This is a genomic window from Pseudomonas sp. NFPP04 (assembly GCF_900113815.1).
Lineage (GTDB): Bacteria > Pseudomonadota > Gammaproteobacteria > Pseudomonadales > Pseudomonadaceae > Aquipseudomonas > Aquipseudomonas extremorientalis.
The window spans coordinates 617,751-643,143 of sequence record NZ_FOQS01000001.1 but is presented as its reverse complement, the minus strand read 5'-3'; the positions used below and the strand labels follow the sequence as shown (position 1 = coordinate 643,143).

The following is a 25,393-nucleotide window of genomic DNA, read 5'->3' as shown; positions in this document are numbered from 1 at the left end:
AGATAAAAATGCTTTGGCTGGCACACTGCAATCGGGGGCGAGCCCCCTCCCACATTTAGATGGCTTCGCCCAGCAGACCGCATGCTTTAAACCGAATTGAACGAGATGCCCATGAACAACGCCCTGAACCAACTGCAACCCTACCCGTTCGAGAAACTGCGCTCCCTGCTCGGCAGCGTTACGCCAAACCCGGACAAGCGCCCGATTGCGCTGTCCATCGGCGAGCCGAAGCACAAGTCTCCCACGTTCGTGGCCGAAGCGTTGAGCAACAACCTCGACCAGATGGCCGTGTACCCGACCACCCTGGGTATCCCGGCGCTGCGCGAAGCCATCGGTGCCTGGTGCGAACGTCGCTTCAACGTGCCCAAGGGCTGGCTCGACCCGGCGCGCAATATCTTGCCGGTCAACGGCACACGTGAAGCGCTGTTCGCCTTCACCCAGACCGTGGTCAACCGTGGCGACGATGCACTGGTGGTGAGCCCGAACCCGTTCTACCAGATCTACGAAGGCGCCGCGTTCCTGGCCGGGGCCAAGCCACACTACCTGCCGTGCCTGGACGCCAATGGCTTCAACCCGGACTTCGACGCCGTGACGCCGGACATCTGGAAACGCTGCCAGATCCTGTTCCTGTGCTCGCCCGGCAACCCGACCGGCGCGCTGATCCCGGTCGACACCCTGAAAAAACTCATCGCCCTGGCCGACGAATACGACTTCGTCATCGCCGCCGACGAGTGCTACAGCGAACTGTACTTCGACGAACAAACCCCGCCGCCCGGCCTGCTGAGCGCCTGTGTCGAACTGGGTCGCCAGGACTTCAAGCGCTGCGTGGTGTTCCACAGCCTGTCCAAGCGCTCTAACCTGCCGGGCCTGCGTTCCGGTTTCGTGGCCGGCGATGCCGACATCCTCAAGGCGTTCCTGCTGTACCGCACCTACCACGGCTGCGCGATGCCGGTGCAAACCCAGCTGGCGAGCATTGCCGCCTGGCAGGATGAAGCCCACGTGCACGCCAACCGTGACCTGTATCGCGAGAAATTCGACGCGGTGCTGGCGATTCTCAAGCCGGTGCTGGATGTGCAGAGCCCGGATGGCGGCTTCTATCTGTGGCCGAATGTGAACGGCGACGATGCCGCATTCTGCCGCGATCTGTTCGTGGAAGAACATGTGACCGTGGTGCCGGGTTCGTACCTGTCCCGTGAAGTGGACGGCGCCAACCCCGGCGCTGGGCGAGTGCGTATGGCGTTGGTCGCGCCGTTGGCCGAGTGTGTGGAAGCGGCTGAGCGCATTCGCGATTTTATTCAGCGTCGCCGCTAACGGGCTTGAGGGTCATTTCACCTGACCCAGATTCGCCTCACTCATATCCAGATCCGCCAACACCTCCCTCAGCACGTCATCACCAATCTGGTGATGACGACTCAGGCTGTATAACTCCAGGCGCTGTGCCCGCAGCGCCTTGAGGCGCAATTTGCGCTCGAGCAGGTCCATCTGCCGTGCCAACGCCTGGGCTTCGGCCGAGTCGTTGAACACCTCCAATTGATGGCGATATTCCGACATCAGCCGTGCCTTGAGTTCGGTGGCGAGCGCAGCCTGGGCGGCGTCCTGGGTTTCAGGCTCAACGGGCTCTTCCGTTTCCAGCGCATGGATCGCAGCGACGGCCGTTTTTTTCCAAGCCTCGCGGACCTCTTTGTGGCGTTTCTCGTCCGGGCTCTTTTCAATGCCGCGTAACAACAACGGCAAGGCGATACAGGCGGCGACCAGCGACAGGAGGATCACGCCTGCCGCGATGAAGATCAGCAGGTCACGCTCGGGAAAGTCCTGGCCCGGCGCCAGCAGTAACGGCACCGACATCACACCGGCCAACGTCACCGCACCGCGCACACCACCCACGGTCAACAACCAGCAAGAGCGGGCGGTCGGCACCAGCGTCAGCTCGCTTTTCCCACGAATCCGGCGTAACAGGCCTGACAGCCGCCAGATGCTCTGCACCCAGATAAAACGCAGCACTACCAACACCAGGAAGATCGCAATCACATCCAGGCAGCGATAAAACAGGGTCGGCCACAGTGTCGGCTCATGGCTGACCACGGCCTTGATGATGTCCGGCAGTTGCAGGCCCAGCAGCAGGAAGATCAGGCCATTGAAGGCAAACTCCAGCAGCGACCAGACGCTGCGGTTGAGCAAGCGCGTGCTGGTCTGGCGCGGTAGCAGATCAAGCCAGCTTTGCATCATGCCTGCCGCGACCGCCGACAAGATGCCCGAGGCCCCCAGGCGCTCGGCCAGCACATAGGCGGCAAAGGGCAGCAACAACATGAACACCACGTGGGTTGCCGGGTCATCCCAGCCACGGGCGATCATCCAGGCGCGCAGTCGGCCGACCAGCCAGCTCAGGGCCACGCCAACGGCCAGGCCACCGACGGCGACCAACACGAAGGTCAGGCTGGCATCCGCCAGGGAAAACACCCCGGTCAACGCCGCCGCCAGGGCAAACTTGAACGTTACCAGGCCCGATGCGTCGTTCATCAAGGCCTCGCCCTGCAACATGTGCATCAGTGGCGTAGGTAAACGATTCTGGGAAATGGCCGACACCGCCACGGCATCCGTCGGCGACAAAACCGCCGCCAGGGCGAAGGCCACCGGCAACGGGATCGTAGGCAATATCCAGTGAATGAAATAACCAGCACCGACCACCGTGAACAACACCAGCCCCACCGCAAGCGTCAGGATCGGCCCACGCAACCGCCACAACTCACGCTTGGGCATACGCCAGCCATCCGAAAACAGCAACGGTGGCAGGAACAGAAACAAGAACAGCTCCGGGTCCAGCGCCACATGCAGGCCCAGCGTCGGCCAGGCCAGCAAGGCACCGGCGGCGATCTGCACCAGGGGCAACGGCAGAGGAATGACACGCCCAACCAGACGCGAAACGCTGACCAGCATCAGCAGGATAAGAACGGTGTAGGCGGTTTGCATAACGCGGGTTTCCCGGACAATCGACTTGCAACGACACACATGAGGCAACAACTGGCCGCTGAAGTGCCATATTACCCAGCTATGTTAACCGCCTATGCTGCCTGCCGGCCTTTGCACATAAGTCGCACGCCGCATGACGAGGGGCACCCGCCCGCTGGTCGTGGCATAATCCGTGACCTTTAATTTTCACTTGGTCCAAAGGGGGGCAATTCCTTGACCGCTTCAAGCAAAACGTTGCACCTTTTCGGCATCAAAGCCTGCGACACCATGAAAAAAGCGCGCACCTGGCTCGATGAGCACGGCGTGGGCTATGAGTTCCACGACTACAAAACGGCCGGTATCGACCGCGAACACTTGACCCAATGGTGCAACGAGCACGGTTGGCAGGTGGTGTTGAACCGTGCGGGCACCACCTTTCGCAAACTCGAAGACGAACGCAAAGCCGATCTCGATCAGTCGAAAGCCATTGAATTGATGCTCGCACAACCCTCGATGATCAAGCGCCCGGTGCTCGATCTCGGTGACAGAACCCTGATTGGCTTCAAGCCAGATAGTTATTCGGCGGCCCTCAAGTAGGCCAGCCCTTTCCATTTTTGTAGAGGTAACAGCATGTCCAATTCCCTGTTCAGCCTGGGCTTCGGCGTCGGCACTCAGAACCGCCAAGGTGCTTGGCTGGAAGTGTTTTACGCACAGCCGCTGCTCAACCCATCGGCTGAAATCGTCGCGGCCATCGCGCCGATCCTCGGTTACACCGAAGGCAACCAGGCCATCACCTTCACCATCAGCCAAGCGCTGCAACTGGCCGATGCCCTCAAGAATGTCGACGCCACCCAAGCCGCGCTGCTCAACCGCCTGGCCGAAAGCCACACCCCGCTGGTCGCCACCCTGCTGGCCGAAGACGCCGCACTGACCTCCACGCCTGAGGCCTACCTCAAGCTGCACCTGCTGTCCCATCGCCTGGTCAAGCCCCACGGCCTGAGCCTGGCCGGTGTGTTCCCGCAGCTGCCGAACGTGGCCTGGACCAGCCAGGGCGCGATCGACATCAACGAACTGGCCGAACGCCAGCTGGAAGCCCGCCTGCGTGGCGAGCTGCTGGAAGTGTTCTCGGTGGACAAGTTCCCGAAAATGACCGACTACGTGGTGCCGAGCGGCGTGCGTATCGCTGATGCCGCGCGTCTGCGCCTGGGCGCCTACGTGGGCGAAGGCACCACCGTGATGCACGAAGGTTTCATCAACTTCAACGCAGGCACCGAAGGCCCGGGCATGATCGAAGGCCGTGTATCGGCAGGCGTGTTCGTCGGCAAGGGTTCGGACCTGGGTGGCGGTTGCTCCACCATGGGCACCTTGTCCGGCGGCGGCAACATCGTGATCAAGGTCGGCGAAGGCTGCCTGATCGGCGCCAACGCCGGTATCGGTATCCCGTTGGGCGACCGCAACACCGTGGAGTCGGGCCTGTACGTCACCGCCGGCACCAAGGTCGCGCTGCTGGATGAGAAAAACCAACTGGTCAAAGTGGTCAAGGCCCGTGAGCTGGCCGGCCAACCGGACCTGTTGTTCCGCCGCAACTCCGAGACCGGTGCCGTGGAGTGCAAAACCCACAAATCGGCCATCGAACTGAACGAAGCGCTGCACGCTCACAACTAAGCAGCCACTCGATGCCACTTGCGGGCCCCGACCCTGGGGCTCGCTTATACGAGTCTTGAACACCATGCTAGTGCCCTCCCCCTGGCGCGCCGATTTCCCGGCCATCGCCACCCTGCAACGGCAAGACCAGACGTACCTGGACAACGCCGCCACTACACAAAAGCCCCAGGCCCTGCTGGATGCCATCAGCCATTACTACGCCAATGGCGCAGCCAATGTGCACCGTGCCCAGCACTTGCCCGGCGCCCATGCGACCCAGGCGTTCGAAGACAGCCGCAGCAAGGTCGCGCAGTGGTTGAATGCAGGCGACAGTGGGCAGATCGTGTTCACCCACGGCGCGACTTCTGCGCTGAACCTCTTGGCCTACGGCCTTGAGCACTTATTCAATGCGGGCGATGAGATTGTGGTCAGCGCCCTGGAACACCACGCCAACCTGCTGCCCTGGCAGCAACTGGCCAAACGCCGCGCTGCCACGCTGGTGGTGTTGCCGTTGAACGACGACGGCGTGATCGACCTGACAGCCGCCGCCGAATTGATCGGCCCGCGTACACGCCTGCTGGCGGTAAGCCAGCTATCCAACGTGCTGGGCGCCTGGCAACCCTTACAGACGCTGATCACAACGGCCAAGGCCCACGGCGCACTGACCGTGGTCGATGGCGCCCAAGGCATCGTCCACGGCCGCCACGACGTGCAGGCCCTGGGCTGCGACTTCTATGTGTTTTCCAGCCACAAGTTGTACGGGCCGGACGGCGTCGGCGTGCTGTTTGGCCGCAACGAAGCCCTGCACCACCTGCGCCACTGGCAGTTTGGCGGCGAAATGGTGCAACAGGCCGACTACCACAGCGCCAGTTTCCGCCCGGCGCCGCTGGGTTTCGAAGCGGGCACACCGCCGATTGCCGGCGTGATCGGCCTGGGCGCCAGCCTGGATTATCTGAATTCGCTGGACCAACCGGCAGTGATCGCCCATGAGGCAGCGTTGCATGACTACCTGTTGCGTGGGCTCAAAGCGCGCAATGGCGTGCGCGTACTGGGCTCGCCGCAGGTGGCGTTGGTCAGTTTCGTCGTCGATGGCGTGCATAACGCCGATCTCGCGCACTTGCTCACCGAGCAAGGGATTGCCGTGCGCGCAGGGCACCATTGCGCGATGCCGTTGCTCAAGGCGATGCACTTGCCAGGGGCGATCCGGGTATCCCTGGCGCTGTATAACGATTCGGATGACCTGGAACGTTTCTTTGAAGCGCTGGACCAGGCGCTGGATATGTTGCGATGAGCTTGCCACCGGATGCGGCGACCGCGCTGGAAGCCTTTCAGTCCGTCGGCAGTTGGGAACAGCGCGCGCGGATGCTGATGCAGTGGGGCGAGCGGCTGCCCGCCCTGGCCGCCGAGGACAAAGTCGACGCGAATATGGTACAGGGCTGTGAAAGTCTGGTGTGGTTGGTGGGGCGTTTGCAGGACGGCCACTGGCAGTTCACCGCCAGCAGCGATGCACGGATGATTCGTGGGTTGGTAGCGCTGTTGCTGGCGCGGGTCAATGGATTATCCGCCATAGAATTGCAGGCAGTTGACCTTCCCGACTGGTTCGATCAGTTGGGCCTCTCTCGCCAACTGTCACCGTCACGCAGTAATGGCCTGAATGCCGTGCTGCAGCGTATGCGGGCATTAAGTCTTACACAAAACTAAATGTGGGAGGGGGCTTGCCCCCGATTGCAGGGCGTCAGTCACTGGATAAGTTGGCTGACCCACCGCTATCGGGGGCAAGCCCCCTCCCACATTTGAATTGTGTAGGGTTCCGAGATTTAAGTGGGCTTGACCCGCTCCGACGGCCTGCGCACCCCGGCCACAATCTTGTCCACCGCCTTGGTCGCCGCCACCATGCCGAACGTGGCCGTCACCATCATCACCGCACCAAACCCACCCGCGCAGTCCAGCTTCACGCCATCCCCGACAAAACTCTTCTGCAAACAAATGCTGCCATCCGGCTTGGGATAACGCAGTTGCTCGGTGGAAAACACGCACGGCACGCTGTAATGACGGGTCACGGTGCGTGAAAAACCATAGTCGCGACGCAGGGTGGAACGCACTTTCGAGGCCAGCGGATCGTTGAACGTGCGGTTCAGGTCGCAGACCTGGATCAGTGTCGGGTCGATCTGCCCGCCGGCGCCGCCGGTGGTGATGATCTGGATCTTGCGGCGCTTGCACCAGGCGATCAGCGCAGCTTTGGCGTTGACCGCGTCAATGCAGTCGATCACGCAATCGATGTTGGGGGTGATGTATTCGGCCATGGTGTCGCGGGTCACGAAGTCGGCCACCGCATGCACCGTACAGTGCGGGTTGATGCCGCGCAGGCGCTCGGCCATCACCTCGACCTTGGGTTTGCCCACGGTGCTGTCCAGGGCGTGCAACTGGCGGTTGCTGTTGCTGACACAGACGTCATCCAGGTCAAACAGCGAAATCTCGCCCACCCCACAACGGGCCATGGCTTCCGCCGCCCAGGAGCCTACGCCGCCGACGCCGACGATCGCCACATGGGCCGCTTTCAAGCGCTCCAGGCCTTCAATGCCATACAAGCGGGCGACGCCTGCAAACCGCGGATCTTCTGTACTCATGACCATTACCCCAAAAACCGGCGCGCATTATAGGGCTACGCAGCGACAAGTTCGAAGCTTCAAGCTACAAGTTAAGAACTAAGATGGCCTTTCGCTGACTAATGTCCGGTTTTTCTCTGCTTGCTGTACGGTCAGGGAAGGGCCGGTGTAGGATGCGCGCCGTTCGGCGCAGGCCGACACCTCTTTTCGTTCCACACCTTTTGGAACCCGAAATAGCCATGGCATCGCGTAAATTTGGACTCAACCTGGTGATCGTGCTGGCAATCGCCGCGTTGTTCACCGGCTTCTGGGCGCTGATCAACCGCCCCGTCACCACCCCCAACTGGCCCGAACAGATCTCCGGTTTTTCCTACTCGCCGTTCCAGCAAGGCCAGTTCCCACAGAAAGACCAGTACCCGACCGACGACCAGATGCGTCAAGACCTTGCGATCATGAGCAAGCTGACAGACAACATCCGCACCTACTCGGTCGACGGCACCCTGGGGGACATCCCCAAGCTGGCGGAAGAGTTCGGCCTGCGCGTGACGCTGGGGATCTGGATCAGCCCGGACCTGGAGCGCAACGAGCGAGAAATCCAGCGTGCCATCGAAATCGCCAACACCTCGCGCAGTGTGGTGCGGGTAGTGGTGGGTAACGAAGCCCTGTTCCGGGAAGAAATCACCCCTGAGGCACTGATTGTGCTGCTGGACCGGGTGCGCGCCGCCGTGAAAGTACCGGTGACGACCTCCGAGCAGTGGCACATCTGGGAAAAGAACCCGCAACTGGCCAAGCACGTCGACCTGATCGCCGCGCACATCCTGCCGTTCTGGGAATACATCCCGATGGACAAGGCCGGCCAGTATGTACTCGACCGTGCCCGTGACCTGAAGAAACTGTTCCCGAAAAAACCGCTGCTGCTGTCGGAAGTGGGCTGGCCGAGCAACGGCCGCATGCGCGGGGGTAATGAAACCTCCCCGGCCGACCAGGCGATTTACCTGCGTACGCTGGTAAACAAGCTGAACCGCCAGGGCTACAACTACTTTGTGATCGAGGCCTTCGATCAGCCGTGGAAAGTCAGCGACGAAGGCTCGGCGGGCGCCTACTGGGGCGTGTACAACGCCGCACGCCAGCAGAAATTCAACTTTGAAGGCCCCGTGGTCGCGATCCCGCAATGGCGCGTGCTGGCCATCGGTTCGGTGGTGCTCGCGCTGTTGTCGCTGACGCTGCTGATGATCGACGGCTCGGCCCTGCGCCAGCGTGGCCGTACCTTCCTGACCTTTATCGCGTTCCTGTGCGGTTCGGTGCTGGTGTGGATCGGCTACGACTACAGCCAGCAATACAGCACCTGGTTCAGCGTGACCGTGGGCATTCTCCTGGCCCTCGGTGCCCTGGGCGTGTTTATCGTGTTGCTGACCGAAGCCCACGAACTGGCGGAAGCGGTCTGGACCCACAAGCGCCGGCGTGAATTCCTGCCAGTAGTGGGGGATTCGGACTACCGCCCAAAAGTGTCGATCCACGTGCCCTGCTACAACGAGCCGCCGGAGATGGTCAAACAGACCCTCGACGCGTTGGCCGCGCTCGATTACCCGGACTACGAAGTCCTGATCATCGACAACAACACTAAGGACCCGGCCGTGTGGGAGCCGGTGCGCGACTACTGCGAAACCCTGGGCCCGCGCTTCAAGTTCTTCCATGTCGCGCCCCTGGCCGGTTTCAAAGGTGGCGCACTGAACTACCTGATCCCGCACACCGCCAAGGATGCCGAGGTGATCGCGGTGATCGACTCCGATTACTGCGTATCGCCGAACTGGCTCAAGCACATGGTGCCGCACTTCGCCGACCCGAAAATCGCCGTGGTGCAGTCGCCGCAGGATTACCGCGACCAGAACGAAAGCACCTTCAAGAAGCTCTGCTACGCGGAATACAAAGGCTTCTTCCATATCGGCATGGTCACCCGCAACGACCGCGATGCGATCATCCAGCACGGCACCATGACCATGACCCGTCGCTCGGTGCTCGAAGAACTGGGCTGGGCCGACTGGTGCATCTGCGAAGACGCCGAACTGGGCCTGCGTGTGTTCGAGAAAGGCCTGTCGGCGGCGTATTACCACGACAGCTACGGCAAGGGCCTGATGCCGGATACCTTTATCGACTTCAAGAAACAGCGTTTCCGCTGGGCCTACGGCGCGATCCAGATCATCAAGCGCCACACCGCGAGCCTGTTGCGCGGCAAGGACACCGAACTGACCCGTGGCCAGCGTTACCACTTCCTGGCGGGCTGGCTGCCGTGGGTGGCGGACGGCATGAACATCTTCTTCACCGTGGGTGCGCTGCTGTGGTCGGCGGCGATGATCATCGTGCCGACGCGGGTCGATCCGCCGCTGCTGATTTTCGCGATCCCGCCGTTGGCGCTGTTCGTGTTCAAGGTGGGCAAGATCATCTTCCTGTACCGTCGTGCGGTAGGCGTGAACTTGAAGGACGCATTCTGCGCGGCGCTGGCCGGTCTGGCGTTGTCCCACACCATCGCCAAGGCGGTGCTGTATGGCTTCTTCACCACCAGTATCCCGTTCTTCCGTACACCGAAAAACGCCGATAACCACGGCTTCTGGGTGGCGATTTCCGAAGCCCGCGAAGAGATGTTCATCATGCTGCTGTTGTGGGGCGCGGCGCTGGGGATCTACCTGGTGCAGGGCCTGCCGAGCAATGACATCCGCTTCTGGGTGGTGATGTTGCTGGTGCAGTCGCTGCCGTATGTGGCGGCGCTGGTCATGGCGTTCCTGTCTTCGCTGCCGAAACCGGCGGCGGCAACGCAACCCGCACCGGCTGCGTAAAAACTTGCGCAATGCACTAAACGGCGGCCTCTGGCCGCCGTTTTGCTATAAGATAACGGCCGTTTTATGAGTCTTGGCTCGGCCAATGCTTTGTGTGGGAGGGGGCAAGCCCCCTCCCACACTGAATCTGCGCCCCTTACGTCCTGCGCCCATCACATGCTTCCGGAGTTTCCAATGACGGCTCATGCCGACCTTTCGCCGACCCTTCAACTTGCCATCGACCTGATCCGTCGCCCCTCGGTGACGCCGATCGACGCCGATTGCCAGAAGCTGATGATGCAGCGCCTGGGCGACGCCGGTTTTGCGCTTGAGCCGATGCGCATCGAAGACGTGGACAACTTCTGGGCCACCCACGGCAAGCACGATGGCCCGGTGCTGTGCTTTGCCGGCCACACCGACGTGGTACCGACCGGCCCGGTGCAGGCGTGGCAGAACGACCCGTTCGACGCGCTGATCGATGAAAACGGCATGCTCTGCGGGCGTGGCGCAGCGGACATGAAAGGCAGCCTGGCGGCCATGCTGGTGGCGGCGGAGCGTTTTGTCGCCGACTACCCCGACCACAAGGGTTCGGTGGCTTTCCTGATCACCAGCGATGAAGAAGGCCCGGCGCACCACGGCACCAAGGCCGTGATCGAACGCCTGGCTGCACGCAAGGAACGCCTGGACTGGTGCATCGTCGGCGAACCGTCGAGCACCACGCTGGTGGGCGACGTGGTCAAGAACGGCCGTCGCGGCTCCCTCGGCGCCACCCTGACCGTGCGCGGCGTGCAAGGTCACGTAGCCTACCCGCACCTGGCAAAGAACCCGATCCACCTGGGCGCGCCGGCCCTGGCCGAACTGGCCGCCGAGCACTGGGATGACGGCAACACCTTCTTCCCGCCGACCAGCTTCCAGATTTCCAACCTCAACTCCGGCACCGGCGCGACCAACGTGATCCCCGGTGACCTGAAGGCGGTGTTCAACTTCCGTTTCTCCACCGAGTCCACCGTCGAAGGTCTGCAGCAACGGGTTGCCGAGATTCTCGACAAGCATGGCCTGGACTGGCACGTGGAATGGGCGCTGTCGGGCCTGCCGTTCCTCACCGAACCGGGCGCCTTGCTGGATGCGGTGTCGGCAAGCATCAAGGCGATCACCGGGCGTGAGACCCAGGCGTCCACCAGCGGTGGCACCTCCGATGGGCGTTTCATCGCCACCCTCGGCACCCAAGTGGTCGAGCTGGGCCCGGTCAACGCGACGATCCACCAGGTCAACGAGCGCATCCTGGCCAGCGACCTCGATGTGCTGACCGAAATCTACTACCAGACCCTGATCAAGTTGCTCGCCTGATGCTCGCCTGCCCCATTTGCAGCGCGCCGCTCAACACGGTGGACAATGGCGTGGCGTGCCCGGCCGGGCATCGTTTTGACCGTGCGCGCCAGGGTTACCTGAACCTGTTGCCGGTGCAGCACAAGAACAGCCGCGACCCGGGCGACAACCTGGCCATGGTCGAAGCGCGCCGCGATTTCCTCAACGCCGGGCACTACGCCCCGGTGGCCAGGCGCCTGGCCGAACTGGCCGCCGAACGCGCGCCGCAGCGCTGGGTCGATATCGGCTGTGGCGAGGGTTACTACACCGCGCAAATCGCCGACGCCCTGCCCCACGCCGATGGCTACGCACTGGACATTTCCAAGGAAGCGGTCAAGCGTGCATGCAAGCGCAACCCTGCGCTGACCTGGTTGATCGCCAGCATGGCCCGCGTGCCGTTGGCGTCAGGCAGCTGCCAGTTTCTCGCCAGCGTGTTCAGCCCATTGGACTGGGAAGAGGCCAAGCGCCTGCTCAGCCCCGGCGGCGGTCTGATGAAGGTCGGTCCGACCAGCGGCCACCTGATGGAATTGCGCGAGCGCTTGTACGACGAAGTGCGTGAATACACCGACGACAAGCACCTGGCCCTGGTGCCGGACGGCATGAGCCTGGCGCACAGCGAAACATTGGAATTCACGCTGAACCTGGCCGAGCCCCGGGACCGCGCCAACCTGCTGGCCATGACGCCTCACGGCTGGCGTGCCAGTGCCGAGCGCCGTGCACAAGTGATCGAGGCGGCCGAGCCGCTGGTGGTCACCGTGTCGATGCGCTACGACTATTTCGTGCTTCAATAAACACCTTTCCAATACCCGCGAATGGATTTTCGAATCCCGCAACGAGGAACATCCATGCGCCAACCCGATATCGAGATTTACCTGAAGGACGCCGACGTCGACCACAAGGCCATTGCCGCCTGGCTGGGCGCCGCCCTGGGCCCTTGCACCGATTGGGTCCAGAAAGGCCAGACCTACAAATGCAAGGCCGGCAACGTGCCGGTCACCTGGCTGCCCAAAGCCGTCGGCAAATGGAACAGCCTGTACCTGGAAAGTGACCAGACGCCGTGGGACGACGACATTGCCTGCGCCCGCGCTGCGTTTGCCGCACTGAACGTGGAAGTGCGTTGTGCACCGGGGACCTGGGTCGAGGAAGAAGGCGAAGAAAGCGCCGATACCTGGATTCGGATCAGCGTGGACGGTGAAGAGCAGATCACCTGGAAAACAGCCTGATCCTGAAAGCATGAGGGAAGGGCTTGTGTGGTGAGCGGGCTTGCCCCGCGCTGGGCTGCGAAGCGGCCCTAAAACCCTACGCCGCGGAGTGCCTGACACAACGCGGCGTTCTTATTAGGGCCGCTTCGCAGCCCAACGCGGGGCAAGCCCGCTCACCACAACAGGGGTTCAGCGCGCGTTAAAGCCCCACCACATCTTCCGCCTGCAACCCCTTCTCGCCGCTCACCACGGCGTACTCCACCTGCTGTCCCTCGGCCAGGGAGCGATGGCCTTCACCGCGAATGGCGCGGTAGTGCACGAACACATCCTTGCCGTCTTCGCGTTGAATGAAGCCATAGCCCTTTGCATCGTTGAACCATTTCACATTGCCGGTTTCACGCGTTGCCATTCTGTTTTTGCTCCCACAGTTTTTTATTGTTGGGTCAGTCGCATTGAACTGCCGAGTATAAGACAGGCTCAAAAACGATCAACTCAAGTTTACATCGCTGCTTTTTTGCCGATTTTCGGCGAATACGGCACACTACCCGCCCGAGCGCCTGCTCGGTTTTTTCCACTTGAAGCAGCACGCCTATGACCCGCTCCCCGTTCCGCCGTCTAGTGTTTGGCACCTTGCGCCGACTGTTGTACCTCTGGGTTCGCTCGGAGACGATCAACCAGTCGTCCCTAACCCTCAACCTGGACCGCAGCCGGCCGGTGTTCTACGTCCTGCAATCACCCTCCCTCACCGAATTGGCCGTGGTCGATGCCGAGTGCACCAAGGCCGGCCTGCCGCGCCCGGTGCTGCCGGTTTCGGTCGGCCCGCTGATGGAACCGGCGGCGTTCTTCTACCTCACGCCGGAACCGGACTGGCTCGGCCGCCAGGACAAGCGTGGTGCACCGCCCACGCTGACCCGCCTGGTCGATACCCTCAGCGAGCACGCCGAAGAGAATGCACAAATCATTCCGGTCAGCGTGTTCTGGGGCCAGTCCCCCGAGAGCGAGTCCAGCCCGTGGAAGCTGTTGTTTGCCGACAGCTGGGCGGTCACCGGGCGTCTACGTCGCCTGTTGAGCATCCTGATCCTGGGTCGCAAGACCCGCGTGCAATTCTCTGCGCCAATCAACCTGCGTGAATTGATCGAGCACAATAAAGGGCACGAACGCACGGTGCGCATGGCCCAACGCATCCTGCGTGTGCACTTTCGTAACCTGAAGACGGCGGTGATCGGTCCCGATCTGTCACACCGGCGCAATCTGGTGAAGGGCCTGGTCAACATGCCGCTGGTGCGCCAGGCCATCATCGACGAGGCCGAACGGGAAAAGATCAGCCCGGAAAAAGCCAAGGCCCAGGCCTTGCGCTACGGCAACGAAATCGCCTCGGACTACACCTACACCGCGATCCGCTTTCTCGAAGTGGTGCTGAGCTGGTTCTGGAACAAGATCTACGACGGCATCAAGGTCAACAACATCGAAGGCGTGCAAAAGGTTGCCCAGGGCTACGAGGTGATCTACGTCCCTTGCCACCGCAGCCATATCGATTACCTGCTGCTGTCCTACCTGCTGTTCAAGAATGGCCTGACCCCACCGCACATCGCCGCCGGGATCAACCTGAACATGCCGGTGATCGGCAGCCTGCTGCGCCGTGGCGGTGCGTTTTTCATGCGCCGCACCTTCAAGGGCAACCCGCTGTACACCTCGGTGTTCAACGAATACCTGCATACCTTGTTCACCAAGGGTTTCCCGGTGGAGTACTTCGTCGAAGGCGGACGCTCGCGTACCGGGCGCATGCTGCAGCCGAAGACCGGGATGCTGGCGATCACCCTGCGCAGCTTCCTGCGCTCATCGCGCATGCCGATCGTGTTCGTGCCGGTGTACATCGGTTATGAACGCGTACTCGAAGGTCGTACCTACCTCGGTGAATTGCGCGGCGCGAGCAAGAAGAAAGAGTCGATCTTCGATATTTTCAAGGTGGTCGGCGCCCTCAAGCAGCGCTTCGGCCAGGTCGCGGTCAACTTCGGCGAACCGATCAAGCTGGCCGAATTCCTCGACAGCGAACAACCGGACTGGCGTGCCCAGGAGCTGGGGCCGAACTACAAGCCGGCCTGGCTCAACGAAACCACCAACCGCCTCGGCGAACAGGTGGCACGCCACTTGAACGAAGCCGCCGCCGTGAACCCGGTGAACCTGGTCGCCCTGGCGCTGCTGTCCACCACCCGCCTGGCCCTGGACGAACAAGCCATGGCGCGCCAGTTGGACCTGTACCTGGCGCTGTTGCGCCGTGTGCCCTACTCGCCTCACACCACCTTACCCGAAGGTGATGGCCTGGCGCTGATCAAGCATGTGAAGGACATGGATTTGCTGTCGGAACAGAGCGATGCCTTGGGCAAGATTCTGTACCTGGACGAGCAGAACGCTGTCCTGATGACCTACTACCGCAACAACGTGCTGCACATCTTTGCCCTGCCGGCACTGCTGGCGAGTTTCTTCCAGAGCAGCTCGCGGATGAGCCGCGAGCAGATCCAGCGCTACACCCACGCGCTGTACCCGTACCTGCAATCGGAGCTGTTTATCCGCTGGTCGCTGGAAGAGCTCGATACCGTGATCGACCAGTGGCTGGAAGCCTTCGTCGAACAAGGTTTGCTGCGTTTCGAAAACAACGTATACCTGCGCCCGGCGCCGAGTTCACGGCACTTCGTGTTGCTGACGCTGCTGTCCAAGAGCATCGCCCAGACCCTGCAACGCTTCTACATGGCGATTTCGCTGCTGCTCAACAGCGGCCAGAACAGCATCAGCGCCGAAGAGCTGGAAGACCTGTGCACGATCATGGCCCAGCGCCTGTCGATCCTGCATGGCCTCAATGCCCCGGAATTCTTCGACAAGAGCCTTTTCCGACATTTCATCCAGACCTTGCTGGAACAAGATGTGCTGCGCCGCGATGACGCCGGCAAGCTGAGCTATCACGACCTGCTCGGCGAACTGGCCGAAGGCGCGGCCAAGCGCGTATTGCCAGCAGATATTCGCCTGTCGATTCGCCAGGTGGCATTGCATCGTGTGGATGGCGCGGCCGAAATACCCATCGAACCTGAAGAAAACCGCTAGATTTGAAAAGGCGTTGGTTGGATGCCGGCGCCGTTGAAAAGGAGCGACACCGTGAAAAAGATCATCCTCCTGGGCCTTACCGCCCTGCTCGGAGCTTGCCAGTCCATGAGCCCCACCCCCAAGGCCAGCCTCGATGGCGAAGTGTTCTACCTGCAACGCATCGCCCTGCCGCCAACCGCGACCTTGAGTGTGAGCCTGCAAGACGTTTCCCTGGCAGATGCACCGGCTGTGACCCTCGCCGAGCAGAAAGGCCCGGTCAAAGGCCAGGTGCCGCTGCCGTTTCACCTGAGCTACGACCCGGCCCAGGTCAAACCCGGCCACAGCTACTCGGTCAGCGCTCGCATCGAAGTGGATGGCAAGCTACTGTTTATTACCACCGAGCGACACGCTGTACAGCTCAACGGCCAGGATCCTCAACCACTGCGTCTGCGCGTTGACGCGGTGGCCCACTGAATTCGATAAAAAGGAAGCGCCCATGCTCCGTAACTCCCTTCGCCTGACTGCCCTGTGTGCCGGCCTGCTGCTCGGTGCCAACGCCATGGCCCTGGACCTCAGCAGCCTGTCCCAGGGCGACGCCAGCGGCGGCCTCAAGGACGCCCTGACCCAAGGCGCGCAAATCGCCGTGAAACAACTGGGTGTACCCGGTGGTTTCAGCAACAACCCGGAAGTGAAGATCGGCCTGCCTGGCAAGCTGGGCAAAGTCGCCGACAAGCTGAAGATGTTCGGCATGGGTGACCAGGTCACGCAGCTGGAAACCAGCATGAACAAGGCCGCTGAAACCGCCGTGACCCAGGCCCAGCCGATCCTGGTGAATGCCGTGAAAAACATGAGCGTGACGGACGCCAAGGGCATCCTCAGCGGTGGCCAGGATTCCGCTACCCAGTACCTGAACAAAAGCAGCCGTGAACAGATCCGCGCCAAGTTCCTGCCCATCGTCAAGGCGGCTACCGACAAGGTCGGCGTAGCCCAGCAGTACAATGCCCTCGCCGGCAAGGCTGCGGCTTTCGGTGCGGTGGACGCCAAGAGCGCCAATGTGGAGAGCTACGTGACCGAGCAGGCACTGGACGGGTTGTTCAAGATGATTGCCAAGCAGGAAGAAACCATTCGCGAGAACCCGGCGGCGGCGGCTACCAGTTTGGCGAAGAAGGTGTTTGGGGCGCTGTAATACCCGTAATGCCCACGGTTCAAGAAGACGTGGGCATTCGTTAAATTAACGAGAAGTCTTCAACCAGTTTTTTTGTATTTCTGCTTGATCACGCATTGAAAAAACCCATTCACGACCCTGCTTCTTCTTGACGAAGATGTTCAATTCAACAAGACCGTTCAGGACGGCTGACGCCGTGTTGTAGGAACAGCCCAGATTTTCCTTCACATTGACCGCAGTGAACTGCTTCGCGGTGCCACTCTTGGCGACCTGAAATACAGTCTTCTGTTTCTCGTTCAACTCTTTGTAAAGCCCTGACTCCCAGAGCCATTGCTCGAACGACTCAGCCTCCTTAACACTTTTTTCGTAAGACGCCTTGAAGCTATCAACCGCCCGCTGGACCACAGAGCACTGGTAGTCAATAAAGTAAGTCAGATCCAGTTCATCTGTCTCGGTATAGAGGTAAGACGTACCGTACTGAACGGCGGCATTCTTAAGCAGAACACTGATGGAGATATACCTGAATGCCGCGTAATCGCTTTTAAACATAAACCAATAAAACAACGCACGCGCCACGCGACCATTGCCATCCCGAAAAGGGTGCTCGTAACCCAGCGCAAAATGCAGAGAAATACCTTTGATCAACGGATGGAGGTAGCGGCTTGTCGTAGCGTCGTCGTGGCAGGTGTTGATCCAGTCAGCTAATCGCCCCAATCTTTTGGCGATGCCTTCTGCAGGAGGGGGCGTATGGACCACATTGCTATCACCATCTTGGACAACTACGTCATCATTTAGACGAAAGCTGCCGGGAGAATATTTGTCATCGTCAATGCCTTGAACACCCACCTCATGCATTTCAGCGATCAGTTCGGCACTGAGAGGAGCGTTTCTCTTATCCCAAGCGAAACGCATCATCCGGTAATTACCAATGATCATTTTTTCATCGGGTGTTCTGGGTAGCCGCTCTCTTTTCAACATATCTTTTGCTACGAGCGTCGTGGTTGCTGCCCCTTCCAGCTGACTGCTGCTGATGGCTTCATCTTCAATCAAATCATTGAGCAGATACTTGATGTGAGCGGCCTTCCCAATCTTGCTGCTCATGTACTCAAGTGCTGCAGTTGAGGCGTACCTGTCGACCGTGGATACCACGCGCTGTGCGGTCGGTGTCAGTAAAAACTTGCACCAGGCCTCAGGCGTACCGACGGGCAATATTTGCTGGTACAGACGAGAGCGCTCGTATTTTACGATGCCCCAGCATATCGCCTGATCCAAATGCTTTGGGAAGCGGTGACGTAGTTGATCAAAGTGTAAGTAACGCCCCTGGCTATCGGTTGGCTGAGTCAGCTTCATATAGTCAGAAAGATGCTGAAGATGGGGTTCCTGGCCAATTAAAACGAAAACCCCTTCCGGCACCCTCGGTGGCAACTTGATCATCAAAATCTCAATTTTTCGATTTCTGAGACTTGAGTACAGCAGAAAACTGCAACTATCTCAATAAACATCAAATCTGAGACGCGCGCTCCCTCAATTCACCATCGATTCCGCCAACCGCCCCACCATCAGCGTGGCAAAGCAGCCAATCGCAATAGAGGTCGCACGGTTGATCTTCAATGGCGTGAGCCAGGCCTTTTGAATTCCTTCAAAGCGGCTGCCCAGCATGATCCACCCCGCCCCCACTGGAATCACCACCAGCACCAGCGTGGCCATGAACCCGGCATAGCCGGGTAGCGTGGCAAAGGTGCCGAACGGTGCAATGAATGACACGATCAGCAATCCCTTGGGATTCATCACCGTCAGCCAGAAGAAGTACAGCCCGGAGAAACGGTCGGAACCGGGGTGGATGACACTGTTCTTACGCTGCCAAAGCTTGTAGGAGACATAGAGCAAGTAGCAGGCTGCCGCCAATTGCGTTGCCTTCAGCGCCCATGGCGAGTACGCCGACAGGTACAGCAATGCCACGCCCCATACCGAAACTTGCAGCAGGTACGCCAGGCACTCGACAAATGCCAGCCTCCACGAAGCCCGCAAGCCACACAACACACCGGCACGAAATAACAAGGTGTTGGTAGGGCCTGGGGCAAGCAACAACAACATCAGGGCTGAAACGGTGGCCAGCATGATTACGCGACGTCCTTCCTCACTCGGAACCACGCAGCATACAGGGCCGGCAAGAACAAAAGTGTCAACGCCGTCGCCACTATCAACCCGCCCATGATCGCCACGGCCATCGGCCCGAAGAACACACTGCGCGACAGCGGGATCATCGCCAATACCGCCGCGAGGGCGGTCAGCACAATCGGGCGGAAGCGGCGGACGGTGGCTTCGATGATCGCTTGCCACGGCGCCAGCCCCGCCTTGATGTCCTGCTCGATCTGGTCCACCAGGATCACCGAGTTGCGCATGATCATCCCCGACAGCGCAATGGTCCCGAGCATGGCGACGAAACCGAAGGGTTGGCGGAATACCAGCAGGAACAAGGTCACCCCGATCAAGCCCAGCGGTGCCGTCAGAAACACCATCGCGGTACGCGAGAAACTGCGCAACTGCAGCATCAACAAGGTCAGCACGACCACGATAAACAGTGGCACCCCGGCTTTCACCGAATTCTGTCCACGGGCGGAATCCTCCACGGTCCCGCCCACGTCGAGCAGGTAGCCATCCGGCAGTTCGGCACGCACGCCTTCCAACGTCGGCAGGATCTGCTGGACCAGCGTCGCGGGCTGTTCCTTGCCGTAGATATCGGCGCGTACGGTCACCGTCGGCAAGCGGTTGCGGTGCCAGATGATGCCTTCTTCGAAACCGTATTCGAGGGTGGCAATTTGTGACAGCGCCACGCTTTTGCCGTTGTCCGTCGGCACTGCCAGGCTCGGCAGCAATGACAGTTCGGTGCGTTCGTGCACGGTGCCGCGCAGCAGGATTTCGATCAACTCGTTGTCCTCCCGGTACTGGCTGACGCTGGAACCGGTCAATGAACTCTGCAGGAATTTCGACAGGTTGGCCGTGCTCACGCCGAGGGCGCGGGCGCGGTCCTGGTCGATATTGAGGTAGACGATCTTGCTCGGTTCTTCCCAGTCCAGGTGCACGTTGACCACGTGAGGGTTTTCGCGAACCTTGGCCGCCACTTTGCGGGCGAGCGCGCGGACCTCTTCGATATGTTCGCCGGTCACACGGAACTGCACCGGGTAACCCACGGGCGGGCCGTTTTCCAGGCGGGTGACCCGTGAGCGCAGGTCGGGGAATTGTTCGTTGAGGGTTTCGATCAACCAGGTACGCAGGCTTTCGCGCTCTTCGATGGTTTTGGCCAGCACCACGAACTGGGCAAAACTGGCGGCCGGCAGTTGTTGATCCAGCGGCAGGTAGAAACGCGGCGATCCAGTACCGACATACGCCACGTAGTTGTCGATGCCGGCGTGATCCTTGAGCAGGGTTTCCAGGCGCTTGACCTGCTCGGCGGTGTTGCTCAGGGAGGCGCCTTCGGCCAGCTTCAGGTCGACCATCAGTTCCAGGCGACCGGAAGCCGGGAAGAACTGCTGCGGCACAAAACGGAATAGCGCGACCGAGCCGATAAACAGCAACAGGGTCAGGACGATCACGGTTTTGCGGCGACGCACGCACCACTCCACCAAACCTCTTACGCGCTGGTAGAACGGTGTGCCGTAGGGGTCAGGACCATCGGTGCCATGTTTGGCTGCGTGAATTTTCGCCAGGTCCGGCAGGAGCTTTTCCCCCAGGTAGGGCACAAAGACTACGGCAGCCACCCACGAGGCGAGCAACGCAATGGTCACCACCTGGAAAATCGAGCGGGTGTATTCGCCGGTGCTCGACTGCGCAGTGGCAATCGGCAGGAAGCCGGCGGCGGTGATCAACGTACCGGTGAGCATCGGGAACGCGGTACTGGTCCAGGCAAAGCTGGCGGCCTTGAGCCGGTCGTAGCCCTGCTCCATTTTGATCGCCATCATCTCCACGGCGATGATCGCGTCATCCACCAGCAAGCCCAACGCCAGCACCAGTGCGCCCAGGGAAATCTTGTGCAGGCCGATGCCGAGGTAATACATGGTGGCAAACGTCATCGCCAGCACCAGCGGAATCGCCAGGGCCACCACCATGCCGGTGCGCACGCCGAGAGAGAAGAAACTCACCAGCAACACGATGGCCAGCGCTTCGGCCAGTACCTGCACGAATTCGCCGACGCTGGTCTTCACCGCTGCCGGTTGGTCCGACACCTTGCGCAGCTCCATACCCGCCGGAAGGTTCTTCTGCAGGCGTGCGAATTCACCTTCCAGGGCCTTACCCAATACCAGGATGTCGCCGCCATCGCGCATCGCCACGGCCAGGCCGATGGCGTCTGCGCCCATGTAGCGCATGCGGGGTGCCGGTGGATCGTTGAACCCACGGTGGATGTCGGCCACATCACCGATGCGGAAGGTGCGGTCACCCACGCGGATCGGGAAATTGCGGATCTCTTCCACGCTCTTGAAGTTGCCCGATACACGCAGTTGCACACGTTCACTCGGGGTTTCAAAGAAGCCCGCAGTGGACACCGCATTCTGTTCCTGCAACGCCTGTTGCACCGCCGCCAAAGGCAAGCCGAGGGTGGCGAGCTTGAGGTTGGACAGCTCGATCCAGATTTTTTCATCCTGCAGGCCGAGCAACTCGACCTTGCCCACATCCGCCACGCGCTGCAGTTGGATCTGGATGCGGTCGGCGTAGTCCTTGAGCACCGCGTAGTCGAAACCGTCGCCGGTCAGGGCGTAGATATTGCCGAAGGTGGTGCCGAATTCATCGTTGAAAAACGGCCCCTGGATATCCGGCGGCAAGGTCTGGCGGATGTCGCTGATCTTCTTGCGCACCTGGTACCACAGCTCGGGGATCTGCGCCGAATGCATGGAGTCGCGGGCCATGAAGGTGACCTGGGATTCGCCGGGGCGCGAGAAGGAGACGATACGTTCGTACTCGCCGGTCTCCATGAGTTTTTTCTCGATGCGTTCGGTGACCTGCCGCGAGACTTCCTGCGCCGTTGCGCCAGGCCAGTTGGTCTTGATCACCATGGCCTTGAAGGTGAACGGCGGGTCTTCACTTTGCCCCAGCTTGGAGTAGGACAGGGTGCCGACCACTGCCAGCAGGATCATCAGGAACAGTACGATCTGGCGATTGCGCAACGCCCATTCGGAAAGATTGAAACCCATCGGGGACTACTCCTTGGCCGCCAGATTCACCACACGGTTGGAGCGGTCCACCGGGCGCACTTGCTGGCCCTCGTGAAGCACGTGCACACCGGCGGCGATCACCCAATCCGTCGGGGCCAGGCCTTCCAGGACCGGGACGGTTTTCTCACCGAAGGCACCGATGCGCACCGGCGTGCGCTTGAGCGTGTTGTCGGGCTGGACGCGCCATACGTAGGACGCACCGTTCTCCGCACTGAGGGCAGACAGCGGCACCGACAACGGAACATCGCCGTCGACCTGTATGAATACCCGTGCGCTCTGGCCCAGTTCGGCCGGGACCTTGCCGCCGGTGAACGCCACACGCGCCGCAAACGTGCGCGACTTGGGATCGGCCGCCGGTGACAGCTCGCGAATACGCCCAGTAAAACGCTGATCCGGCTGGCTCCACAACTCCACAGAGACCGGCTGGCCGATCTTGAAGCGGCCGAAACCTTGTTCCGGCAGGCTGATCAGCACTTCGCGCTCACCATCGGTCGCCAGGGTAAACACAGTTTGCCCGGCGGACACCACTTGGCCGACTTCCACCGCACGCTTGGCCACCACCCCGTCCTGAGGTGCACGCAGAACGGCATAGCCGGCCTGGTTGCTGGCCACGTCGAACTCGGCCTTGATCTGCTTGAGGCGTGCTTCACCGGATCGGTAGAGGTTTTCGGAATTGTCGTACTGGGAACGGCTGACCATCTGACGGTCCATCAGTCTCTTGTAGCGGTCGCGCTCGGCCCGCACCAGGCTCAGGTTGGCCTCAGCGGCGGCAACCTGGGCGCGGGTCGCTTCCAGTTGCAGGCGCACGTCCTGAGGGTCCAGCTCCGCCAGCGGCTGGTTGGCCTTGACCCTTTCGCCCTCCTCCACCAAACGCTTGCTGACTTTGCCACCGATGCGAAAGGCCAGGTCCGGTTCATAGCGGGCGCGCACTTCGCCGGGGTAGCTGTCCATCGACTGCGAAGAAGGCTGAGGCTGCACCACCATGGCTGGGCGGATGGTAACCTGGGCCGCTTCTTCATGGCCGCAGGCGGCCAACAGCACGACCAAACTGACAGGCAAAGCAAAGGGCAGGAAGGTGCTGCGCATGCTGTAGGACCTTTCGCGAGTAGAGCTAGGAATAATTATACTGGCAGGTATGGTATTAATACCAAACTCGCCAGTCCAGTATTAAAGGTGAAAATGTCCGACAATCCTCTGAACACCAATAGCCCCGGGCGCCCCAAGGACATGGCAAAACGCCAGGCAATCCTCGAAGCAGCGAAAATCCTGTTTTTGAGCAATGGCTACGCCAGTACCAGCATGGACGCGGTGGCACTGGAAGCTGGCGTGTCGAAACTGACCGTCTATAGCCACTTCAACGATAAAGAGACCTTGTTCACCGCCGCGGTGGTGGCCAAGTGCGAAGAACAACTGCCGGTGATGTACTTCGAGTTGCCCGAGGGCATACCCGTACAAACTGTGCTGTTGAATATCGCGCGGGGGTTCCATCGGCTGATCAACAGTGAAGAGTCGGTCAACCTGCATCGCCTGATGATGACCACCGGCAACCAGGACGTGAAACTCTCGCAGATCTTCTTCGAGGCCGGCCCCATGCGCATGCTGCAGGGCATGGAACGCCTGCTCGGCAAGATCAACCAGAGCGGCGCGCTGAGCATCGACAAGCCATTTACGGCGGCCGAGCACTTCTTCTGCCTGCTCAAAGGCACGGCGAATTTCTGCTTGCTTTATGGCTGCGGCGGGCAACTGAGCGAAGAAGCCGCCGAAGCCCATGTACAGGAGGTGGTGGGGCTGTTTATGCGGGCTTATAGGAGAGAGGCAGCGGTAAGTTGTTAGCTGCAAGCTGAAAGCACTTTAGCTTGCAGCTTGTGGCTTAAGGCTTGAGTGCTTTTTTAGGGTAGATGTCATAGCGACTGGATTTGCCATCCAGCGCATGGCTCGGCTTTGGCCCGTCAATGCACGGCGCCTTGCGCGGGCGCTTGACCACCACGCGGTGGCTGGCCAGGGCCAGGGCGGCGGCCAGTAGCGCGGGGGCGTCAGGATCATCGCCAACCAGCGGCCGGAACAGGCGCATTTCCTTCTTCACCAGGGCAGTTTTCTCACGGTGCGGGAACATCGGGTCGAGGTAGATCACCTGGGGCGGCTCGCCTTCCCAGTTACGCATCACGTCGATGGAATTGCCCTTGAGCAGCTTCATGCGCGCCACAATCGGCGCCACTTCAAAATCCTCCGCGCCGCGCGCCAGCCCATCTTCGAGTAAGGCGCCGATCAGCGGCTGGCGCTCGATCAGGCTCATCTCGCAACCCAGGCTGGCCAGTACGAAGGCGTCCTTGCCAAGGCCAGCCGTAGCGTCGAGTACCCGTGGGCGCACGCCTTGGGCGATGCCCACGGCCTTGGCGATCATCTGCCCGCTACCGCCCCCATAGAGGCGCCGATGCGCCGCGCCACCCTCGACAAAATCCACGCGCACCGGCCCCGGTGCATCAGGCCCGAGCTGTTGCAATTGCAGGCCATGCTCCCCCACTTGCAGGGAAAAGTCCGCATCCGCCTGCAGCAACGGCAAGCCAAGCCGCTGCGCCCATTGCTCGGCGCGGGCCTGGAAAAACTTGCCCAAGGCCTCGACCTGGATGCGGCTGGCCGCTGGTTGTTCGCTCATCAATCGCTACGCTCAAAAATATTAAGGATCGGCAAACAGCGGCCGATAAAAACAACAGTCAGGTATTTTGCCAGAGCTGAGCGTCGACCGAGAAAAATGTCAGACATTCTTCCCCTAACCATCGGTGTACTGCCGACCCACAACCACTACGGCCTGCGCAATACTCAAGCGCTGGCCGGGGTGAGTCATGTGTGGCAGGACTTCTTCGCCCGGGCACTGGCCGAGCAGCTCGGCGATACGCCGGACACGCTCGCCGTGCAGGCGCCAGCACCGGCGGACCCGGCGGTAGAACCCAGCGAAGGCGCCGACCTGCTGTCGCAGATCCTCACCCAGCGTGAGTGCGACGTGAAAGATACCGAGATTGCCCCGCCGGAGCCGCTGTTCCTGCCGATTGCCGAGTTCGAGACTGACTTGCTGCCACCGGCCGCCACACCGTATCCGGAAGAAGAAATCGTCGCGCAGCAACGCCAGCAGAATTTCGAAAGCGGCTGGGTCCGCCCCATCGTGCTGACGGCCGGCCAGCCGCTGCCGGAACCGGGCCCAGCCCCGGAGCCGCGCCCTCTGCACCTGCCCATCGCAGAATTCGAACTGGACCTGCTGCCTCCACCTGCCACGCCATTCCCGGAAGAAGAGCTGGTCGCGCAACAAAAGGCCCTGGATTTCGATTACTACTGGGCTCGCCCACTGGTCACCCAGAACCTGCGCCTGGCCGCCTGAGTC

Annotated in this window: 22 protein-coding genes; 14 read left to right on the top strand and 8 right to left on the bottom strand. The window is 61.0% G+C overall.

Going from position 1 to position 25,393, the window contains the following annotated elements:
* The first annotated feature begins 111 nt into the window (after positions 1–111).
* Entirely contained in the window at positions 112–1,311 is a 1,200-nt protein-coding gene (gene dapC, locus BM017_RS02980) for a succinyldiaminopimelate transaminase (RefSeq protein WP_092241162.1), read from the top strand.
* 12 nt (positions 1,312–1,323) lie between these two features.
* On the opposite strand, the gene BM017_RS02975 is transcribed toward dapC, so the two are convergent.
* On the bottom strand, positions 1,324–2,967 hold the full coding sequence (locus tag BM017_RS02975) for a Na+/H+ antiporter (RefSeq protein WP_092241160.1): 1,644 nt from the start codon (positions 2,965–2,967) through the stop codon (positions 1,324–1,326).
* A gap of 267 nt (positions 2,968–3,234) precedes the next feature.
* On the opposite strand from BM017_RS02975, the gene BM017_RS02970 reads away from it, so the two are divergent.
* The 4 genes from BM017_RS02970 (at position 3,235) to BM017_RS02955 (ending at position 6,291) form a co-directional block, all read left to right on the top strand.
* Complete coding sequence (locus BM017_RS02970) at positions 3,235–3,543, top strand: arsenate reductase (RefSeq protein ID WP_231999482.1); 309 nt, start codon at positions 3,235–3,237, stop codon at positions 3,541–3,543.
* A gap of 33 nt (positions 3,544–3,576) precedes the next feature.
* The gene (gene dapD / locus BM017_RS02965; RefSeq protein ID WP_058425293.1) at positions 3,577–4,611 is read left to right on the top strand and encodes a 2,3,4,5-tetrahydropyridine-2,6-dicarboxylate N-succinyltransferase; all 1,035 of its coding nucleotides are present in this window, start codon (positions 3,577–3,579) and stop codon (positions 4,609–4,611) included.
* Between the two features lie 64 nt (positions 4,612–4,675).
* Positions 4,676–5,881, top strand: a complete 1,206-nt coding sequence (locus BM017_RS02960) for an aminotransferase class V-fold PLP-dependent enzyme (protein ID WP_092241158.1) — start codon at positions 4,676–4,678, stop codon at positions 5,879–5,881.
* On the top strand, positions 5,878–6,291 hold the full coding sequence (locus BM017_RS02955) for a SufE family protein (RefSeq protein WP_092241156.1): 414 nt from the start codon (positions 5,878–5,880) through the stop codon (positions 6,289–6,291). The genes BM017_RS02960 and BM017_RS02955 overlap by 4 nt, the downstream gene beginning before the upstream one ends.
* A 116-nt stretch (positions 6,292–6,407) precedes the next feature.
* On the opposite strand, the gene tcdA is transcribed toward BM017_RS02955, so the two are convergent.
* Positions 6,408–7,223: a tRNA cyclic N6-threonylcarbamoyladenosine(37) synthase TcdA gene (gene tcdA / locus BM017_RS02950; protein WP_083351546.1), complete on the bottom strand. Its 816-nt coding sequence runs from the start codon at positions 7,221–7,223 to the stop codon at positions 6,408–6,410.
* Positions 7,224–7,435: 212 nt separating this feature from the next.
* Between tcdA and BM017_RS02945 the strand changes: the two genes are divergently transcribed.
* The 4 genes from BM017_RS02945 to BM017_RS02930 all read left to right on the top strand — a co-directional run bounded on the left by BM017_RS02945 (position 7,436) and on the right by BM017_RS02930 (position 12,594).
* On the top strand, positions 7,436–10,027 hold the full coding sequence (locus BM017_RS02945) for a glycosyltransferase (protein WP_092241154.1): 2,592 nt from the start codon (positions 7,436–7,438) through the stop codon (positions 10,025–10,027).
* 174 nt (positions 10,028–10,201) lie between these two features.
* Positions 10,202–11,353 carry a succinyl-diaminopimelate desuccinylase gene (gene dapE, locus BM017_RS02940; protein ID WP_092241152.1) on the top strand — a complete coding sequence of 384 codons (1,152 nt, stop codon included), beginning with the start codon at positions 10,202–10,204 and terminating at the stop codon, positions 11,351–11,353.
* Positions 11,353–12,162, top strand: coding sequence for a putative RNA methyltransferase (locus BM017_RS02935; RefSeq protein WP_071488790.1), 810 nt, complete (start codon positions 11,353–11,355; stop codon positions 12,160–12,162). The genes dapE and BM017_RS02935 overlap by 1 nt, the downstream gene beginning before the upstream one ends.
* Before the next feature lie 54 nt (positions 12,163–12,216).
* On the top strand, positions 12,217–12,594 hold the full coding sequence (locus tag BM017_RS02930; protein WP_058425300.1) for a hypothetical protein: 378 nt from the start codon (positions 12,217–12,219) through the stop codon (positions 12,592–12,594).
* Between the two features lie 178 nt (positions 12,595–12,772).
* Here BM017_RS02930 and BM017_RS02925 read toward each other — a convergent pair whose 3' ends face one another.
* A complete protein-coding gene (locus BM017_RS02925) occupies positions 12,773–12,982 on the bottom strand; it encodes a cold-shock protein (RefSeq protein ID WP_024073812.1) in 210 nt (69 codons plus the stop codon).
* Between the two features lie 182 nt (positions 12,983–13,164).
* Here BM017_RS02925 and plsB point away from each other — a divergent pair, with 182 nt between their 5' ends.
* The 3 genes from plsB to BM017_RS02910 are packed head-to-tail and all read left to right on the top strand — an operon-like array spanning position 13,165 to position 16,834.
* Positions 13,165–15,669, top strand: coding sequence for a glycerol-3-phosphate 1-O-acyltransferase PlsB (gene plsB / locus BM017_RS02920; protein WP_092241150.1), 2,505 nt, complete (start codon positions 13,165–13,167; stop codon positions 15,667–15,669).
* A 51-nt stretch (positions 15,670–15,720) separates the two neighbouring features.
* Positions 15,721–16,122 carry a YbaY family lipoprotein gene (locus BM017_RS02915; protein ID WP_092241388.1) on the top strand — a complete coding sequence of 134 codons (402 nt, stop codon included), beginning with the start codon at positions 15,721–15,723 and terminating at the stop codon, positions 16,120–16,122.
* Positions 16,123–16,144: 22 nt separating this feature from the next.
* Complete coding sequence (locus BM017_RS02910; RefSeq protein WP_071488787.1) at positions 16,145–16,834, top strand: DUF4197 domain-containing protein; 690 nt, start codon at positions 16,145–16,147, stop codon at positions 16,832–16,834.
* 45 nt (positions 16,835–16,879) lie between these two features.
* Here BM017_RS02910 and BM017_RS02905 read toward each other — a convergent pair whose 3' ends face one another.
* The 4 genes from BM017_RS02905 to BM017_RS02890 form a co-directional block, all read right to left on the bottom strand.
* Positions 16,880–18,244: a Fic family protein gene (locus BM017_RS02905; RefSeq protein WP_371914360.1), complete on the bottom strand. Its 1,365-nt coding sequence runs from the start codon at positions 18,242–18,244 to the stop codon at positions 16,880–16,882.
* 93 nt (positions 18,245–18,337) lie between these two features.
* Positions 18,338–18,931, bottom strand: coding sequence for a LysE family translocator (locus tag BM017_RS02900; protein WP_071488786.1), 594 nt, complete (start codon positions 18,929–18,931; stop codon positions 18,338–18,340).
* 2 nt (positions 18,932–18,933) lie between these two features.
* The gene (locus BM017_RS02895; RefSeq protein ID WP_092241147.1) at positions 18,934–21,999 is read right to left on the bottom strand and encodes an efflux RND transporter permease subunit; all 3,066 of its coding nucleotides are present in this window, start codon (positions 21,997–21,999) and stop codon (positions 18,934–18,936) included.
* Positions 22,000–22,005: 6 nt separating this feature from the next.
* On the bottom strand, positions 22,006–23,106 hold the full coding sequence (locus BM017_RS02890; protein ID WP_092241145.1) for an efflux RND transporter periplasmic adaptor subunit: 1,101 nt from the start codon (positions 23,104–23,106) through the stop codon (positions 22,006–22,008).
* Positions 23,107–23,199: 93 nt separating this feature from the next.
* Here BM017_RS02890 and BM017_RS02885 point away from each other — a divergent pair, with 93 nt between their 5' ends.
* Positions 23,200–23,853: a TetR/AcrR family transcriptional regulator gene (locus BM017_RS02885; protein ID WP_092241142.1), complete on the top strand. Its 654-nt coding sequence runs from the start codon at positions 23,200–23,202 to the stop codon at positions 23,851–23,853.
* 37 nt (positions 23,854–23,890) lie between these two features.
* Here BM017_RS02885 and BM017_RS02880 read toward each other — a convergent pair whose 3' ends face one another.
* Positions 23,891–24,673 (bottom strand): class I SAM-dependent methyltransferase, encoded by a 783-nt coding sequence (locus BM017_RS02880; protein ID WP_092241140.1) that lies wholly within the window; start codon positions 24,671–24,673, stop codon positions 23,891–23,893.
* A 96-nt stretch (positions 24,674–24,769) separates the two neighbouring features.
* Here BM017_RS02880 and BM017_RS02875 point away from each other — a divergent pair, with 96 nt between their 5' ends.
* A complete protein-coding gene (locus BM017_RS02875) occupies positions 24,770–25,390 on the top strand; it encodes an energy transducer TonB (protein WP_092241138.1) in 621 nt (206 codons plus the stop codon).
* Positions 25,391–25,393 lie beyond the last annotated feature (3 nt).